The following is a 16604-nucleotide window of genomic DNA, read 5'->3' as shown; positions in this document are numbered from 1 at the left end:
AATCGGCTGCTCATGTTGGAGCCGGTGCGATCCATCTTGAGAGATATAGCCGCTGAAACCCAAAAACCGAAGTGATGGCGATCGCCGCATAGATAACAATTGCGGGATCAGATTGCAGTTTCATGGACGTTAATGCAACAGACCCCATTTTACAAACGCTGACGCCGAGATTTTGCTATCTTCAATCCAGCAGATAGATGTTTTAAAGTCGCCATTTCTTCGTCGGTTACGCGAGGCGGTTTCGCTGATTGTTGCGCTGAGACTTGACAGCGTCCGCAAACACCGCACCAACAGCCTTATCACCCTGAAATTTGCCATCCTTCCTCATAATGAGAGTTTCAAGTGCTGGGCGCGGCTCTCAACAGGCTTCTTCTGTGCCTCTGCGGATGGCTCTGAAAGATCAACTTCCTCTGCGTTGAGATAGGTGCTCCATTCCTCCAAAGTTTGAAACAGGATGTTCGAAGTTTCTCCTCCGAGGTGCACTATTATCGATCTCATGTCAGTTTGCTGCGCAAACGCCTCCGATGGGGCGGAGCAGATGCGCCGGATGCTCAGTCGAGCGTCTTCTGAGTGGCATAATCTTCATCAATCGCAATGGGTTCGCTGGTCTGACGCACCCTCTTGGTATGGTCCACCCAAGACGCTGTATGATCGCTGGAAACGGAAGACACGGGCGTTCTCTATAAACATCTTCAGTTAAGTTGGGTCTGCGGCTTGCACGTTTGAGATTTTTCTCAGACGCATGTGGAATTAATGCCGACGATTGCTCGTGACCTCACTCCTCTACGCGATAGCAACATCTGAGCGTTGATCAATTGGACGTTCGTCAATCGGGATGTGAATGAGAGCTGATAGGGCACCCACACCGATTCCTATCCACCAAACCAAGGTATAGTCGCCATACATATCGTACATTCGACCGCCCAGCCAAACACCCAGAAATCCGCCTAACTGATGTGAAAAGAACACCAATCCGTACAGCGTCCCCATGTAGCGCAGTCCATAAATTTGGGCGACAAGACCGGAGGTCAAAGGGACTGTTGCCAGCCATAGCGAGCCCATTACAATGGAAAACAAGACCACAGATTCAGGGGTCATCGGAGTCAAAATAAACATTGCGGCGACGAGAGTTCGTGCGATGTAAATGCCAACCAAAAGATACTTTCTCGAAACCTTGTTACCAAGCCAACCCGCCAGAATTGTTCCTCCGATATTCGACACGCCGATTAGGGCGATCGCCAACGCGCCCAGTGCTGAAGTAGTTGTAATTCCTATAGAACTTATCAAACTGCCAGGTGATATGGCTCCGCACATTTCTGTAATGAATGCAGGAAAGTGAGCTGTGATGAATGCAAGTTGATACCCACAAGAAAAGAAACCTACAAATATCATAGCAAAAGTAGGGTCTTTAATCGCTCGACCTATCGTCCTGCGCAGACTTTCATCGCGCAGTTGGGGTTTGAGCAGAGGAACCTCGCCCATATATAAAAGCGCAAGCAACGATAACAAAATGATGAAAGCGAAGACGACAAAAACTGACGACCATGGCATTTGTTGTAGCAAGGCCTCAGCAAGTGGCGGACCGAAAATCTGCCCAGCCGAACCAGCTGCGGTTGCGATTCCTAAAGCCAGCGAGCGATTTTCATCGGACGCTGCGCGCCCAACGACCGCCAGGATTACTCCAAAACCAGTCCCTGCAATTCCGAAGCCAACCAAAATTTCCAGGATTTGGTGTTGGCCTGGCGTGATCGCGTATGAAGACAAAAGCAATCCGGCAGAGTAAAAAACGGCACCCGCGACGATAGCTTTTCTATCCCCGAATTTCTCGGCAAAGGCGCCAAAAATTGGCTGCCCTATACCCCAGAACAGGTTTTGAATCGCGATCGCGAAGGAAAACTCCGACCGCATCCAATTGAAGTCTTCTGCAATTGGAATCTGGAAAACCCCGAAAGACGCTCGTACCGCAAAACTCACCAGAATGATAATGCATCCGGCTATCAGAACAGGGTTAAACAAAGGGCCAACGGTTCGGGTTTCCATCGTTTGTGCGCCTCTCTGCTCTGCATTACCAACTTACTTTAACAAAGTTCATCACTTTCGTATCACGGGTTATTCTGATAAGTCACTTTCGAATTCTTGAAGTGAGTTTATATGTTTGCGCTGGATGCCCTGCCCAATGGGATCGACAGCCAAAACGGGCTGCTGCCAACAATTTGGCGATACCCAGTTTCATCGGGACCTCCAGTTAACGGTGTTTTCTAGCGGAAACGACACAGAGTTGGGCTCTAGATCATTATCAAGATCTTTGAGTGATCAGGCGACCACGGCCTCAAGCTCATGCTGCGAAAGCTCTCGCAACGCTACCTTACGAAGAACTTTGCAAAGTGCCAAAGATGCGGGAGACGCACGTTCTGAAACAAGTAACCTGACCTCGATTGGCTCTGTGGCTGGAAGACCAAGACCCACAGGTAAGCGTTCGAGTTCTTGAGGTACACGATAGGGGGTTCTGGAGGTTAGTCCCTGATTTGCTTGGACCGCTGACCAGATACCTGAGAGACTTGGAGTTGTTAGAGCAACCCGCCAGCGGCGTTGGTCTTGTTCCAGTGCTCTCAGTGCATTGGTGCGAAAGAGACAGGGATGATCGAAGAGAACAAGCGGAAGTCTCTTGAGGGTGGCTTGCCTCTGCCCATGTCCACGCCCGGCAAACCAATAGGTGGGCATCTGAAAGAGCAGTTCTCCATGCCCTTTTGAACCAACAGGGAAAAATGCAATCGCTGCGTCAAGGCGGCCAGAATAAACATCTTCTTCTAAAGCAAAATTGCGACCTGCACGAACATCCACATGAACGTTCTCGACCACAGAGGTGAATTCTTTGATTGTTTTTGGCAGGATTGCGTCAAAGAAATCCTGTGGCAAGCCGAGTTTTATATAGCTTTCCGATTCACCTACACTCAATGCAACCGCAGCTTCATCATTCAGAGCAATGATCTTTCTAGCATAGGATAAAAGTTGTTCACCAGACTCTGTTGGGACCAGCCCCCGACCTTGTCGCGTAAACAGCGGTTTGCCAGCTCGATCCTCCAATTTCTTGATGTGCATACTGATAGCCGATTGTGAACGACCCAGCTCGGAGGCGGCGCGCGTGAAGCTACCAAGCTCCACACCCACAACCATTGATCTCAACGCGTCTATATCAAAGTTTCTAATCAAGGTTTCTGACTTTCGAAACTATCCTATTCTATATATTTGATATTCGAATGATACGGAGATGTCTAGGTGTGGTTTCCAAAGAGGTTGTTCACGGTTCTGGAAACCACACCTAGGGCCGCAAACTCAAAACAAGGCTGCAATTCAGGTGCATAAATCCGCTGTGAGCGGAGTTCAATCTCATTCTGCGCGTTACGTCTGCACGATTTTTAGTCGGTGCAAAGGTTTTCTGATTTCAGGGCCAGCTGAACAGTTTCGCGCGATCTGATCAGGTCGGAATGTGCTGAAATACCGGGCCAGTCCTTGAGACAAAGCCCCAAATCACTCATCCATCGACACAGTGTAAAAAGGTAAAAATCTGCAGCTGATGGGTGGTGTCCGGCGACATATGGATGTTTTGAAAGCTCATCTTCAACCACAGACAGTCTTTTTTCCAAGTGGCGTCGCCCCAGTTTTGAGAATTCCGCTGGCGTATCGGGTCGAAATAACGGGCTGAAGCTTTTGTGAATTTCGGTTGCGATGAAGCTTAACCATTCCAGGGCCGCTTGACGTTGCGGGGTTCCGCGGTTCCCCAGCAAGCGAATTTCGGGTGCACAAAAATCAATGTGGTCAAATATCGCGATGCTTTCCGTCAGGCAGGTCGCATTGTCCAATTGCAAAGCTGGAACACACCCTTTCGGAGAGATGGTGCGAAAGTCGGTCCCATCAACAAGGCTTCGCGTTTCATAGTCCACCTCGATCAGATGGAACGGAATGTTCGCTTCCCGCAGCGCAATGTTGATTGCGAGCGAACAAGCGCCGGGAAAGACATACAGGTTCACCCGGTGATCGGTTTTGTGGTCGGAATTGATTTCAGAACAACCAGTGCAAGATCATAGGCACCATCATTGACTTCAGACATCCGGTGCCCTTTGCCCGACAGATCACAAGCAAGAAACTGCTCGCCCGGCTGCAGAATTCGGGTTTCCATATCACTGGTCTGAATGCAGACTTGCCCGTTCAGAACAGTTCCAAGAACGGGCGCCGGTGCCGTGTGCCAGTCATCCACATAGCCAGCAGGGTGATGCATCATCAAAACGCTATCTGTTGCCAATTGTGGGGTCGTGAAGTACCCCGCCGGCGATGGCGGGGTAAAGCTTCCGCTCTCAAGCTCCCAGGCGTGATCTGAAAAATACGATTCACCATGGCTCTCGTGATCAATTCGGGTCAGTTTCATTCTGAAATCTCATCAAATATGCTGGCTGCAGACCGAGTTTGATTACGGCGGGGATTCTCAGGCTCCAATGTCTCTGCAGTGCTGTTTCATCGCATCAGGTATGTTGATACCGGGGAATATGATTGGCGATACAGGCCACATGCCGGTGATCGGTGCCGCAGCACCCACCAAGTGCGCGAATGTTCGGGAGCAGGCGAAACAGCTCTTTATGAAGGCTGCCCAATTCTTGCGGATTGCCTTCATCCAGCTCTTCAGCCTTGTCCAATTCGGCATGACTCATGCGCGAAGCGTTGGCGCGAATACCGCAAATGCGCTGCAACCATTTGGCATCTTCGCGCACAGCGTCCCGGAAATGATCGGGATGGGCGCAATTGACCATAAAATACAGCGGATAATTATCTGTGGCTGCGTCAACCTCATGGATGGCGTCGGCAAGCGATTGTTCTGTCGGCAGGCGTCCATCGGTCTCGACGGTAAAGCTTATGACGCATGGAATGTTTTCGTTTTTCGCGGCCATGGCAATGCCAACAGCCTCAGCAACATTGTTCATTGTCAGAGCCGAAATCATGTCAACACCAGCCTTTGCCAGTGCAGTAATCTGCGCGCTGTGATAGGCGCGAGCTGCAGCAATACTCATCAGCCGGCCGGGTACATAGCCATCGCCGCGAGGGCCTATAATGCCGTTGATGACCAGCGGAGCGTTGATCGGGCTTTTCTCTTTGAAGCGGCGCATGAAAGCGGTCGCATCCCGGTTGATCTCCTCCATTTCGTGGAGGTCAAAACCCAGTTTTTGACACCAGTCAGGACTGGCGCGCCAAGTCGGTGTATCCAAAATGAATCCCCTGTTTTGGCTCTGCGCCAATGCCAGAAATTCGGTCCAGTATTCCACGAGCGCAGCTTTGCCTGCTTCCGAATGGATAAGTTCGAACGCGGCAAAATCACGCAATTCAATGCCACGATGAAAGACCAGCCAGGTCTCGAGACCAGCGTCAGTGAGAAATACTGGATGATTTTTGTCTGTGAGTTTTGCAAGCGCGTTCATAATCAGTTTTCCTCATTCATGACATGTCTAACGGTGGACGAAGAAGGGCGCTTAACCGCCCACCGGTAGCAGCTGTCAATTTGAAACGATTTTTCCCTTCATGCGGGGGTGAACCGCGCAGAAATAGTCGAAGGCTCCGGATTTGGAGATTTTGATTTTGGCACTGTTACCTTTGCCCAGGCGTGGCGTGCTGAAACTGCCATCTTTTGCCGTTGCGGTATGGGGTGCATTGTCATTATTAATGAACGTGACTGTATCACCCGCTGCGACTGATAAATTCGCTGGTTGAAACTTCATTCCTTTGATACGCACGGTATGCTCTGCGGCAAGTGCGTTACCGGCGAGCATCACTGTGAGCAGTACAGCGCCGAGCGTCTTCATAACAATATTTCCAAACATGTATTTTCTCCCGTTTGAGTGGGACCCCGACCGATGCCGTTGTCTGAAAACATCAATCAGTTGTTTGCGTGTGCATGACCGTGGTAAAAACCGTTTAAATTTGCGTCCGAAAGCGTGTTAAACAGATCTGGAGTGCGGTTTCCGATGAGCAATAAAATCTTCATCAAGACCCTGGGACACCTGTCGGTAGAGAGAGACGGTGCCGAAATAAAGCTGCCTTCTTCGCGCAAGACGCGTGCGCTACTGGCCTATCTTGCTGTCACTGCGCGGCCTCACCGCCGCGAACGTCTCTGTGAACTGTTCTGGAATGTTCCGGATGACCCGCGTGGCGCACTTCGGTGGTCGCTTAGTAAATTGCGCGGCGTGCTGAATAGCGAGGGAACCGAGCGCATAATTGCGGATCGGGAACGGGTTCAAATAGATACGTCAGATATCTCAGTTGATTTCGTCATCATTCGAAAACGTCTCTTTGATGATCCGCCATTCATGCCGCCGGAAGAATTGCGGGACATGGCTGCGACACTTGGCAATGCGCTGCTTGATGGGCTTGGCTATGGCAGTCAGGATGCGTTTGCCAGTTGGTTGGTGGCCGAGCGCGAAGATGTAAATTTGCTGAAATTGAATGTCCTGAGACGACTGGCCCTGCATCCAGACATCAGTATGACAGAAGCGGTCAGTTGGGCCAGACGGTGGGCCGAGGCCGATCCGTTTAGCTCAGAATCAGCTGAGGTCTATGTTTCGCTCCTTCGCCAAACCGGACAAAACGCTGAAGCAACACAGTTTATCCATGTATTTACCACCGAGATGCGTGAAGCTGGTTTGGAGACCAGCGCCGACTTTGAAACGCGCCCGGTTGCCCAGCCCCAGAATGAGCCGAAAGCCGCGCCAAAACGAACGTTACTGCTCAATCAGAATATCGGGTTTTGCCGCACCGGTGACAATGTCCGCATCGCTTATGCGACAGTCGGTGAGGGGCCGTCGATTGTAAAAGCTGCCAACTGGCTGAACCATTTGGAACTCGATTGGGACAGCCCGATTTGGGGCGATATTTTCCAGGCCTGCGCCGATGGTCGAACGTTCATCCGTTATGATGAACGTGGCAATGGATTGTCTGATTGGGATGTTGATGACATCAGCCAAGGCGCCTTTGTCAGTGACCTGGAAACAGTTGTCGATGCGCTGAAGTTGAAAAAATTCCCACTGCTTGGGATTTCTCAAGGCTGTGCCGTGTCCATCGAATATGCTGTGCGTCATCCTGAACGGGTATCTGCGCTGATTCTGATTTCGGGATATGCCAGCGGGTGGCGTATTGGCGCGACAGCGGAAGAGCAGGAACGCCGCGAAGCCGTGATGACCCTGACAAAGCATGGATGGGGCACCAACAACCCGGCCTATCGACATATCTTCTCGCAAACCTTCATGCCGGATGCAAAACCTGAAGAGTTGGATTGGTTCGACGAGTTTCAACGCCAAACAACGTCACCGGAAAATGCGGTTCGCTTTCAGCAGGCTTTTGCCGATATAGATGTGCGGCATCTTCTGCCCCAGGTCAAAGTGCCAACCATCGTGTTTCATTCAAAGGATGATCAGCGTATTTCCCTGGCTCAAGGCAGAGAAGTTGCCGCTGGCATTCCAGGTGCTCGGTTCGTGCCGCTTGAAAGTAAAAATCACATTCTTTTGGGACACGAACCAGCTTGGACGACTTGTCTGGATGAGACGAACCGGTTTTTGGCGGAACACGGAATTTAAAATATTCTAGTTCGCGGTTCCAAGTGGGCACCATTGCACGCGAGTTTCAGGAAATGCTTTTAAGCCATCAGGCGGCTTGAAAGCCGTTATTCATCCAGAACAGCTTCAAACCCTTCAAACACCGGATGCCCGGCATAAATGCCTTTATTGGTTCCGGCATTTTTATGAGCATCCCGGAAATTCTGGGATTTGGTCCAGTCCACGAAGGCGTCGTGGCTTTCCCAGATTGTGTGGGATGCATAAAGCGTCGCTTTTGTCGCCTTATCAACAGGCCCCTTGAGCAGATGAAATTCTCTGAAGCCCGGCACTTGTTTCAGGCTTGAATTCTGATTGCGCCAAATATCCTCAAAGGCCGTTTCCTGTCCGTCATTGATCTGGAATCTATTCATTGCAATATACATTCGGGCCTTCTTTCCTGATTGTCCGGTTGAGGTTATATAGGGTTGTTTTCCAGTTCTTGCCGCCTTTATCAGCGCCTGATATTAGCGTCTGATTTCAACGGGGATCGTAAAACATTGACGCGTCTTTGGGCGTCGCCTGAAATGGTGCTGCAAGTGCTGGAACGGCACATTCTTCTTTAGCCAGCATGTGAGCCGTGGCTCCGAGAGGCTGCCAAATGACTACGGCAGTCAGTTTCCTGACACCGAGTCCACATTGCCAAAAACATTCCGCAATTTGTCCTGCGCCTCGGTTGGTAATGCCGGCATTTGCAGCACTTCCAGATTTTCTTTCAGATGATCCAATGAGCCCGTGCCGGTGAGAACCACATGGGCGCCGGGTTCATGGCGGCAAAACCGGTAGGCAGCTTCCGTTACGCTGCCTGCAATGTCGGGGGCCAGCAGGAAGCTGAAAGGGTTTTCAGGATCCAGATCAGAGGGCTCAATCAAGCCGGCTGAGATCAGTTCATTAATGATTTCGGCGGTGGCTTGCGGGTCGCTCAGGGCGCGCCTGACGGCAAACATGATGAGTGTGCCAGTATTCTTCTCTTGTGTTTTGGGCAGGACGGTGTGTCTGGCTGACGGGTTGATCATGTTGAACCCGGTCATCACCACATCCCAAAAATCATCTTTCAGTGCCCGTGACAGCATCGTGTGGTCGGTGTCACGGATAAAGCGCTCCGTCACACCGAGATACCGTATTTTTCCCTGCTCTTGCAGTGTGTGAAGGGCGGGTACCAGTTCCTGGACGCAATGATCATACTGGTTTGCGAAAACACCATGCAGATGCAGAATATCGATGTGGTCTGTATCCAGCAGTTTCAGATTGTCATCCACGCCGGTGATGAACTCAGCGCCGGTCAGGAGTTCATTTCCGGTTGGCGATGTGCCCTGCTGGAAAATCGTGCGCTTTGTAGAAATGATCACTTCGTCGCGTCGGCCCTTTATGGCTTCCCCAACAATTGGTTCAGTGCCATAGGCGGTGGCCGTATCGATAAAGTTGACGCCCATATCCATCGCCGCATGAATTATGGCGATGGATTGGGCTGTGCTGTTGCCATAGGCCTGGCCAAGCCGTGAGTGACCGCCGCAGCCCAAACCTGCGCTGCTGACGTTCAATCCCGTTTTGCCAAGCGTGACAAATTGCATGTGCTTTACACCAGATCTTTTGGCAGCAAAGCATCCGGCATGTTCTGATAACAGACCGGGCGCAGGAAGCGGCGGATGGAAAGGGTGCCAACCGAAGTTGCGCCGAAATTGGTCGAAGCGGGATAAGGGCCGCCATGAACCATCGTATCGCTGACTTCCACACCGGTCGGGAAGCCATTGATCAGCAGGCGACCAGCCTTGCGTTCAAGCACTGGCATCAGAGCCTGGCCATCTTTCGTATCACCATCATCCATATGAATGGTGCAGGTCAGCTGACCCTGAAGGGCTTTTGCGACGGTCTGCCGCTCTTCTGCATTCTTGACCGTGACGATCATGCCAAGCGGACCGAAGACCTCTTCGCCCAGCTCTTCATTGGCAAGCCACTTTTCGGCGGTTGTTGCATAAAGATATGGTGTTGCATTGCGCTGGTCGCATGAGGTTGTCAGCAAATCACGAACACCTTCATGGGCTGCAACACGGTCACGCCCCTGATGATAGGCGTCTGCAATGCCGTCGGTGAGCATTGTTTGTGGTCCGACAGCGGACAGTGCTTTTGTAGCAGCCTCGCCAAAGGCTTCTGCCTGTTTGCCTTCTGTAATCACAGCAATGCCGGGGTTTGTGCAGAACTGGCCTGCGCCCATGGTCAGTGATCCGGCCCAGCCTTCTGCAATCGCCGATCCACGTTGTTCCAGCGCGGTATCGAGAATGAACATCGGGTTGATGGAGCCCAATTCGCCAAAGAATGGAATGGGTTCGGGGCGTGCGGCGCACAGGTCGAACAAGGCGCGACCACCTGTCAACGAGCCGGTAAAGCCAACGGCTTTGATCAATGGGTGTTGCACAATGGCCTGGCCAACGGCGCGGTTGCCACCCTGGACCTGGCTGAACACACCTGGATGCACTCCGCATTCCTTAATCGCCGCCAGTATTGCCTGAGCGACAATATCGCCGACACCGGGATGCGCCGAATGGCCTTTGACGACAACTGGACAACCTGCTGCGAGGGCCGCAGCGGTGTCCCCTCCGGCGGTGGAGAATGCCAAAGGAAAATTCGATGCACCAAAGACGGCAACAGGGCCGATGGGGCGCTGAACCATTTTCAAATCCGGGCGTGGTAAAGGTGCGCGGTCTGGCAAGGCTTCATCGTGGAGGCGATCCAGATAGTTGCCGGCTTCAATATGATCTGCAAACAGGCGCAATTGGCCCACGGTGCGGCCGCGTTCGCCAGCAAAGCGACCTTCCGACAGGCCGGTTTCCTTCACGCCCATTGCTGTGATGTCATCGCCGCGTGCATCAATTTGATCGGCGATGCTGCGCAGGAATTTGGCGCGCTCGGCCCGTGAGGAATATCCATAGGACCAGAATGCATCTTCTGCGGCGCGGGCGGCCTGATCAATATGATCGGGTGTGCCGACCGCAAAACTATCGGCGCTGCCGGAAACCGGCATGTTCTGAAACTCTGCGTCTCCGCCAACCCAGTTGCCAGCGATGAGGTGTTTTCCCATTAACATGTGTCTGTGTGTCCTTTGTATAGAAATAAGTGTGGATGAAGGCCGAGAAACGGCCCCCGAAGATCAGATTAAAAAATTTGGTTCAGCCAGCAGGGATTTCACCCATGACTTTCGGGACGTGATAGCCCTTTTGTACGGCTTCACGCGCCAGCAGACGCTGATACCAAGCGCGGACATTTGGATAGTCCGCCAGATCGATGCCCTGCCACTCGTAGCGCGAAATCCACGGCCAGCAAGCCATATCGGCAATCGAATATTCATCGCAAATGAACTCACGGCCTTCAAGGCGTGTGTTGAGTACGCCATAGAGGCGTTTCACTTCAGTTGCAAACCGTTCTTCGGCATAGGGAGCTTTGCCTGGATTGAAGTGCAGGAAATGATGCGCCTGACCAAGCATTGGGCCAAGCCCACCCATTTGCCACATCAGCCATTCGATGACTTCGATCTTTTTCAGCGGGTCTGTCGGCAGGAATTTCCCATGCTTCTCAGCCAGATAAATCATGATGGCCCCGGTCTCCATGATGGAAACGCCTGTATCACTGTCAACGATGACAGGGATCTTGTTATTCGGGCCGATTTTCAGAAACTCTGGCGTTTTCTGATCGCCCTGACCGATATTGATGGCGTGGACATTATACGGCACTCCCAACTCTTCCAGCAGAATTGAAACTTTGCGGCCATTGGGAGTGGTCCAGGTATAAAAGTCGATCATCTTTGTATCCTTAGTTTAGCTGTTCGTTGTTGCCATATCGAGCGAAGGATCATCCTGTCCCCATGGACTGAACGAGGCCGGGATCAGAATTTTATTTTCCTGCGCAATCTGAAGCTCGCGGACTTTGGGGATATAGGCTTTCCAACGCGGGTCCGCACCCAGTTTCGTGCGACGTTCTTGGCGTTCTGCGTAATCCCTATAGGCCCACATATGTACGATTTGATGTAATGCACCAATATCGCTTGAAAAATATCCCACCATGCGGCCTAAAATAGCGCGCTGAATGGCCAGACCCTCTGCTTCATAGAGCTCAAGATATTTTGGCGCTGCACCAATTTGCAACGTGTAAGTTCGTTGTTCGACGATCATGATTTTCTCCGTATGTCAGCTTTTTTGTCCGCTGAGGCCCTGTTGGGTGACGTCTGCCAGTGTCTGCACCGGTGTCAACGCCTGTTGATCAACAATCAGTTCAATCAGATAGCCTCCCTTGGCGGATTTTGCGCGATCAAGGGCTGCGGCAAAGTCTTCTGTTCGCTCAACTTTCTCTCCAGAAATGCCAAAAGATTGTGCGTAAGCAACAAAATCCGGGTTCTGCAGGTCGGTGGCTATGGTGCGGCCCGGATGATGGCGTTCCTGATGCATCCGGATTGTGCCAAGCATGGAGTTGTTGACGACCAGATAGATGATATCGAGATTGTATTGTTTTGCGGTTGCCAGCTCCTGAGCCGTCATCAGGAAACACCCATCGCCGGCAAGGCAGACCACAGGCTGATCGGGTGATGCGATTTTTGCGGCAATGGCCGCAGGAACTCCATAGCCCATGGACCCGCTGGTGGGCGCCAATTGGGTGCGATAGACACGGTGTTTGTGGAACCGGTGGCCCCAGACCGTATAATTGCCCGCGCCATTGGTCAGCACGGTGTCTTTGGGCATTTCAGCTGATAAATGGCGAATGATTTTCGACATGTTCACATTGCCCGGAACCTCGGTTGGCTCCAGAAAGTCCAGATAATCTGCACGTTGTTCGGCGACCCACTTGCCCCAGCGCTGTTTACCATCACCGGTTTCAATTGTTTGCAATGCGTCCAGGAACTCAGCAGCAGACGACACGATGCCAAGATCGGGATTATAGACATGGCCAAGTTCCTCGGCACCGGGATGCACATGGACAAAGGTCATTTGCGGGTCAGGTATATTGATGAGAGAATAGCCCTGCGTCGTCATTTCTCCCAGACGAGAGCCGACCACTATCAACAAATCCACTTCCTCGGCTATGCGTTTGCGCAGCTTTGGCACGGGCGCAATTCCAACCACGCCGACATAATTGGGGTGATCATTATCGACATAATCCTGACACCGAAAGCTCGTGGTAACCGGCAGGCCCATGCGCTCTGCGAACGCCAGTGCCTTGGGGCCACATTTTTCGTCCCAACCAGGACCACCCAGCAGCAGCATCGGCTTTTGCGCGCTTTTCAGTAAGTTGTCCAACTTGGAAATGGCTTCAGGCGCAGGGGCGGGCTGTGTGATAATACCGGGCTGCAAATCCTGGGCTAATGCCATTTCGGACAGCATGTCCTCAGGCAAGGCAAGGACGACCGGTCCGGGGCGTCCAGACATGGCGGTCTTCCAGGCACGGGACAGATATTCAGGGATACGGCTGGCATCTTCAATTTGCGCCACCCATTTGGACATCTGGCCAAAGACCTGCCGATAATCCATTTCCTGAAACGCTTCGCGGTCCACCATTCCGCGTCCAACCTGACCGATCAGGACAATCATGGGAGTGGAATCCTGAAAGGCGGTGTGGATTCCGTTGGATGCGTTGGTCGCGCCCGGGCCGCGCGTCACTGCGCATATGCCCGGTTTTCCGGTCATTTTGGCATAGGCGTCGGCCATATTGGCGGCACCGCTTTCGTGGCGGCACACCACGGTTTTGATGGTGTCTGTGTGGTCGTAAAGCCCGTCCAGCAGGTCAAGAAAGCTTTCTCCCGGTACGCAGAATACTGTATCGACACCCAGTATTTTCAACTGGTCGGCCAGAATATGGCCGCCGGGCCGTTCAACCGCAGCAGGTGCTGTATTTTTTTGAGAAAGAGGCATGTCCGACGTTCCTGTTTTAGCTGCTTTAGATACTGTTTTAGATACTGCGGATCATTCCGCCATCAACCCGTGTCATCTGACCGGTGACATAGCCCGCTGGTTCGCTCATGAGAAAAACTGCAACACTGGCGAATTCTTCTGGTCTGCCATAACGCTTGGCGGGCAGGGAAGCGGCGATTTCCGTGCGAACCTGCTCCAACGTTTTGTCTTCCCGCTTGGCGCGCGCCGTGTCCAATTGTCCGACACGGGCCGTATCGATTTTGCCGGGCAGGATCATGTTGACTGTGATGCCATCACCGGCAACTTCGGCGGCAAGCGTCTTGCAGAATCCGGCCATGGCGCCCCGGATTGTGTTGGACACTGCAAGATTTGGAATGGGTTGGACAACACCTGACGAGCCAATGGCGACAATGCGACCCCATTTTTTTGCACGCATCACCTCAACAGCTGCTTCTGTCACCTGAATGAGGCTGAACAAAAGTCCTTGCGCTGCTGATTTCCAGACATCGGGAGCAACGCCGGTGGAAGGCGAGGGTGGTGGGCCGCCAGCATTGTTAAGCAGTATATCAGGCTTGAACTCATTGCGAATACGCGCACAAAACGCCTCCAGTTGCGTGGCGTCCGTCAGATCAATGGCCGCACACTGAACGTCTACGCCATATTTTGAGGACAGATCCCTGGCCACTGTCTCAAGTGCCTCCAGACGGCGCGAAGACAGAATGAGGTTTGCACCTTCGGCTGCCAATTTCTCAGCAATCGCGTGGCCCAATCCCTGGGATGCGCCCAGAATAAGCGCTGTTTTGCTTTTGAGGCCCAAATCCATAGCAGTTCTCCAAATAAGGGTGGTGTCAGATTGTTGGTGTTTGATCGAGCTTGGGAGCAGGTTTTCTCAGCCGCAGGACCAATTGAACTATGCCGGTTGCCAGCATGAGACCGGCAATGACCGGCCTTATGTAACCCGGCATCATGAAGACCGGTAGGGACATCACGATCAGCAATACCGGCAGGAAGAAACGGGTCCATTGTTTTTTGCCGATATGCTTCTGATAGGACGGAAACATGATGGAAAAACCGCTCAGCAGAATGAAGAACAGTGCCCATGGACGTGTGAAGAAGACGTCCAGCCCATCGCCGCGTGCAAAGACCTGGCTGAGCCGAGTTTCAGCAATCTGTCCCAGCACGACGCCCAGCACGATTGGTACAATGGGAAAACCAAGGGCACGCATGACGAAGCCCAGAACACCGAATATGAACAATGTCCACATGTCATAGGCGATGTTGTTGAGCGCAAATATGCCCACTGCGCAATAGAACAGGATGACCGCCGTCAGCATGTACATCTTGACCTTTGTCACCAGCACAAAGCCGCGCAGGGTGAATGATTGCAGGAACAACATCATGAAATTCGCGATGAAGAAGGCCAGGAAAATCGAATAGGCGATTGTTGGCTCGTCGGTGATGAAGGACGGACTTGGGATCACATCATGGATCAGCAAGGCGCCCAGCATAATGGCGGTCATGATATCGCCCGGCAGTCCCAGCGCCATCATGACAATCAGCGCGCCGCCAGCGGTGGCGTTGTTAGCGGATTCCGGTGCGATGATCCCGTCGACAGCACCTTTGCCAAATGTCTCCGGTTCCCTAGAGGCTTTCTTGGCCTGATCATAAGCCAGAATGTTGGAAATCGTGCTGCCGGCAGCGGGCAGCACCCCGACGAAAACGCCGAGCAGTGAAGAGCGCAGAACATTGGTCCAGCGCGACAGAACCACCTTGGCGGACGCAATGTAGTCAATTTGGACAACATTGGCCGATTGATCTCCGCCAAGGCGTTTGGAGGCCGAGGACGGATCGCGGATATCGTTCAGCAATCGGCTGAAGGCAAACAGGCCGACAAGCACCGGCAGGAATGCAAAGCCTTTTGAAACTTCGTCAATGCCGAAGGTAAAGCGCGGCAGGCCAAAGACAACATCGCTGCCGATGGTGGCAATCAACAGGCCAAACAGAGCGCCGATCAAACCTTTGAGCATCTCATTGCCAGCAAGACTGGCTGTGACAGTCAGTGCAAATATAACCAGCGCAAAGAAGTCTACGGGCTGAAATTCCAATCCGATGAGGGCCAGCTGCGGCGCAATCAGCATCAGGATAATTGAGGCAATGACGCCGCCGAAGAAGGATGACCAGACTCCAATGCCGAGCGCCAGACCAGGCTTGCCAGCCTTGGCCATGGGGTAGCCGTCAAATGTTGTGGCAACAGACGAAGGCGTGCCGGGAATGCCGGTGAGAATGCCGGACATCAACCCACCGGACAGGCCGCCGACATAGACCGCGATCATGGTGGCAAGGCCTTGCACGGGCGACATGGCAAATGTGAAGGGCAGCACCAGAACAACGGCCATGGCGATTGTAAATCCGGGAATGGCACCGGCCAGCAGACCGACCAGGGTGCCGAGCATCATCAGCGCCATCGTGGTGATCGAGAACAGCTCAGCGCTTGCAAGGCCCAGATTGGTGAACAGGTCCATGGTCTAATAGACTCTCAGCAAGATGCCTTCGGGCAGGAAGACCCCGAGCAATTGCGTGAAAATGGCCCACATGCCAACGACGAAAAACACGGATACCAATCCGTGGCGCAACATCAATTGTGGTGACCAGCCGCCCAGCACGCTGAGCGTGATGAAGACGTAGAGAAGACCTCCGATGAGCATGCCCAGCACCGGCATGGAGACGAGAAACAGGAAGAACAGGACAAAGCAGATGATCGGGTTCTTGTAGTAAGAGAACCAGTCCGGCAGGCTTCTGATGGGTGTACTTGTATCAGCGTCTGCCATTTGCGCCCTGACGAGCAGGATCAGGGACAAAATGACCAGCGGTCCAATGATCATGCGTGGCCACAAGGTTGCGGGCATCTGATTGAACATCGGATCAGGCATTTGAAATGTGCTGATCAACAAAGCACCGCAGATCAGCAATGAAACAATGGCGATGGCCGTATCGCGGTTCAGTTGCATTGTACTATCCCTTGAGCGCTGAATGTTGCGGTCAACGCCGCGCTACTGAATTCAGTGCGTAATGAAATGCGGGG

The 16604-nt window shown here is 52.6% G+C and carries 16 protein-coding genes and 1 pseudogene; 2 read left to right on the top strand and 15 right to left on the bottom strand.

From position 1 onward, the window contains the following. Positions 1 to 560 precede the first annotated feature (560 nt). Positions 561 to 664: pseudogene (locus tag RAL91_RS21905) on the top strand (IS5/IS1182 family transposase); the annotation flags it as partial. Positions 665 to 783: 119 nt separating this feature from the next. Here the strand turns inward: RAL91_RS21905 and RAL91_RS21900 are convergent. The 6 genes from RAL91_RS21900 to RAL91_RS21875 all read right to left on the bottom strand — a co-directional run bounded on the left by RAL91_RS21900 (position 784) and on the right by RAL91_RS21875 (position 5864). After that, positions 784 to 2040, bottom strand: coding sequence for an MFS transporter (locus RAL91_RS21900; protein ID WP_306258371.1), 1257 nt, complete (start codon positions 2038 to 2040; stop codon positions 784 to 786). Between the two features lie 273 nt (positions 2041 to 2313). Beyond that, a complete protein-coding gene (locus tag RAL91_RS21895) occupies positions 2314 to 3183 on the bottom strand; it encodes a LysR substrate-binding domain-containing protein (protein WP_306263057.1) in 870 nt (289 codons plus the stop codon). A gap of 233 nt (positions 3184 to 3416) precedes the next feature. Continuing rightward, the gene (locus tag RAL91_RS21890; protein ID WP_306258370.1) at positions 3417 to 4028 is read right to left on the bottom strand and encodes a glutathione binding-like protein; all 612 of its coding nucleotides are present in this window, start codon (positions 4026 to 4028) and stop codon (positions 3417 to 3419) included. Beyond that, positions 4025 to 4423 carry a hypothetical protein gene (locus tag RAL91_RS21885; RefSeq protein WP_306258369.1) on the bottom strand — a complete coding sequence of 133 codons (399 nt, stop codon included), beginning with the start codon at positions 4421 to 4423 and terminating at the stop codon, positions 4025 to 4027. The genes RAL91_RS21890 and RAL91_RS21885 overlap by 4 nt, the downstream gene beginning before the upstream one ends. 94 nt (positions 4424 to 4517) lie before the next feature. Beyond that, positions 4518 to 5465 (bottom strand): homocysteine S-methyltransferase family protein, encoded by a 948-nt coding sequence (locus RAL91_RS21880; protein ID WP_306258368.1) that lies wholly within the window; start codon positions 5463 to 5465, stop codon positions 4518 to 4520. Between the two features lie 75 nt (positions 5466 to 5540). Further along, positions 5541 to 5864, bottom strand: a complete 324-nt coding sequence (locus RAL91_RS21875) for a cupredoxin family copper-binding protein (protein ID WP_306258367.1) — start codon at positions 5862 to 5864, stop codon at positions 5541 to 5543. Positions 5865 to 6008: 144 nt separating this feature from the next. Here RAL91_RS21875 and RAL91_RS21870 point away from each other — a divergent pair, with 144 nt between their 5' ends. Then, positions 6009 to 7613, top strand: coding sequence for an alpha/beta hydrolase (locus RAL91_RS21870; RefSeq protein WP_306258366.1), 1605 nt, complete (start codon positions 6009 to 6011; stop codon positions 7611 to 7613). A gap of 86 nt (positions 7614 to 7699) precedes the next feature. Here RAL91_RS21870 and RAL91_RS21865 read toward each other — a convergent pair whose 3' ends face one another. From RAL91_RS21865 to RAL91_RS21825, 9 genes are all read right to left on the bottom strand, one after another. After that, a complete protein-coding gene (locus RAL91_RS21865) occupies positions 7700 to 8014 on the bottom strand; it encodes an antibiotic biosynthesis monooxygenase (RefSeq protein WP_306258365.1) in 315 nt (104 codons plus the stop codon). A gap of 228 nt (positions 8015 to 8242) precedes the next feature. After that, positions 8243 to 9199 (bottom strand): aldo/keto reductase, encoded by a 957-nt coding sequence (locus tag RAL91_RS21860; protein WP_306258364.1) that lies wholly within the window; start codon positions 9197 to 9199, stop codon positions 8243 to 8245. 5 nt (positions 9200 to 9204) lie between these two features. Next, positions 9205 to 10710 carry an aldehyde dehydrogenase (NADP(+)) gene (locus tag RAL91_RS21855; protein WP_306258363.1) on the bottom strand — a complete coding sequence of 502 codons (1506 nt, stop codon included), beginning with the start codon at positions 10708 to 10710 and terminating at the stop codon, positions 9205 to 9207. Positions 10711 to 10792: 82 nt separating this feature from the next. Beyond that, entirely contained in the window at positions 10793 to 11422 is a 630-nt protein-coding gene (locus tag RAL91_RS21850) for a glutathione S-transferase family protein (RefSeq protein ID WP_306258362.1), read from the bottom strand. 15 nt (positions 11423 to 11437) lie between these two features. Continuing rightward, on the bottom strand, positions 11438 to 11791 hold the full coding sequence (locus RAL91_RS21845; protein ID WP_306258361.1) for an NIPSNAP family protein: 354 nt from the start codon (positions 11789 to 11791) through the stop codon (positions 11438 to 11440). A gap of 15 nt (positions 11792 to 11806) precedes the next feature. Continuing rightward, positions 11807 to 13522 (bottom strand): thiamine pyrophosphate-binding protein, encoded by a 1716-nt coding sequence (locus RAL91_RS21840; RefSeq protein WP_306258360.1) that lies wholly within the window; start codon positions 13520 to 13522, stop codon positions 11807 to 11809. 37 nt (positions 13523 to 13559) lie between these two features. Beyond that, the gene (locus tag RAL91_RS21835) at positions 13560 to 14345 is read right to left on the bottom strand and encodes an SDR family oxidoreductase (protein ID WP_306258359.1); all 786 of its coding nucleotides are present in this window, start codon (positions 14343 to 14345) and stop codon (positions 13560 to 13562) included. A 25-nt stretch (positions 14346 to 14370) separates the two neighbouring features. After that, positions 14371 to 16044, bottom strand: a complete 1674-nt coding sequence (locus RAL91_RS21830) for a tripartite tricarboxylate transporter permease (RefSeq protein ID WP_306258358.1) — start codon at positions 16042 to 16044, stop codon at positions 14371 to 14373. Positions 16045 to 16047: 3 nt separating this feature from the next. After that, entirely contained in the window at positions 16048 to 16530 is a 483-nt protein-coding gene (locus RAL91_RS21825) for a tripartite tricarboxylate transporter TctB family protein (RefSeq protein ID WP_306258356.1), read from the bottom strand. Positions 16531 to 16604 lie beyond the last annotated feature (74 nt).

The organism is Pararhizobium sp. IMCC21322 (assembly GCF_030758295.1).
Lineage (GTDB): Bacteria > Pseudomonadota > Alphaproteobacteria > Rhizobiales.
This window is presented reverse-complemented; position numbering and strand designations above follow the sequence as displayed.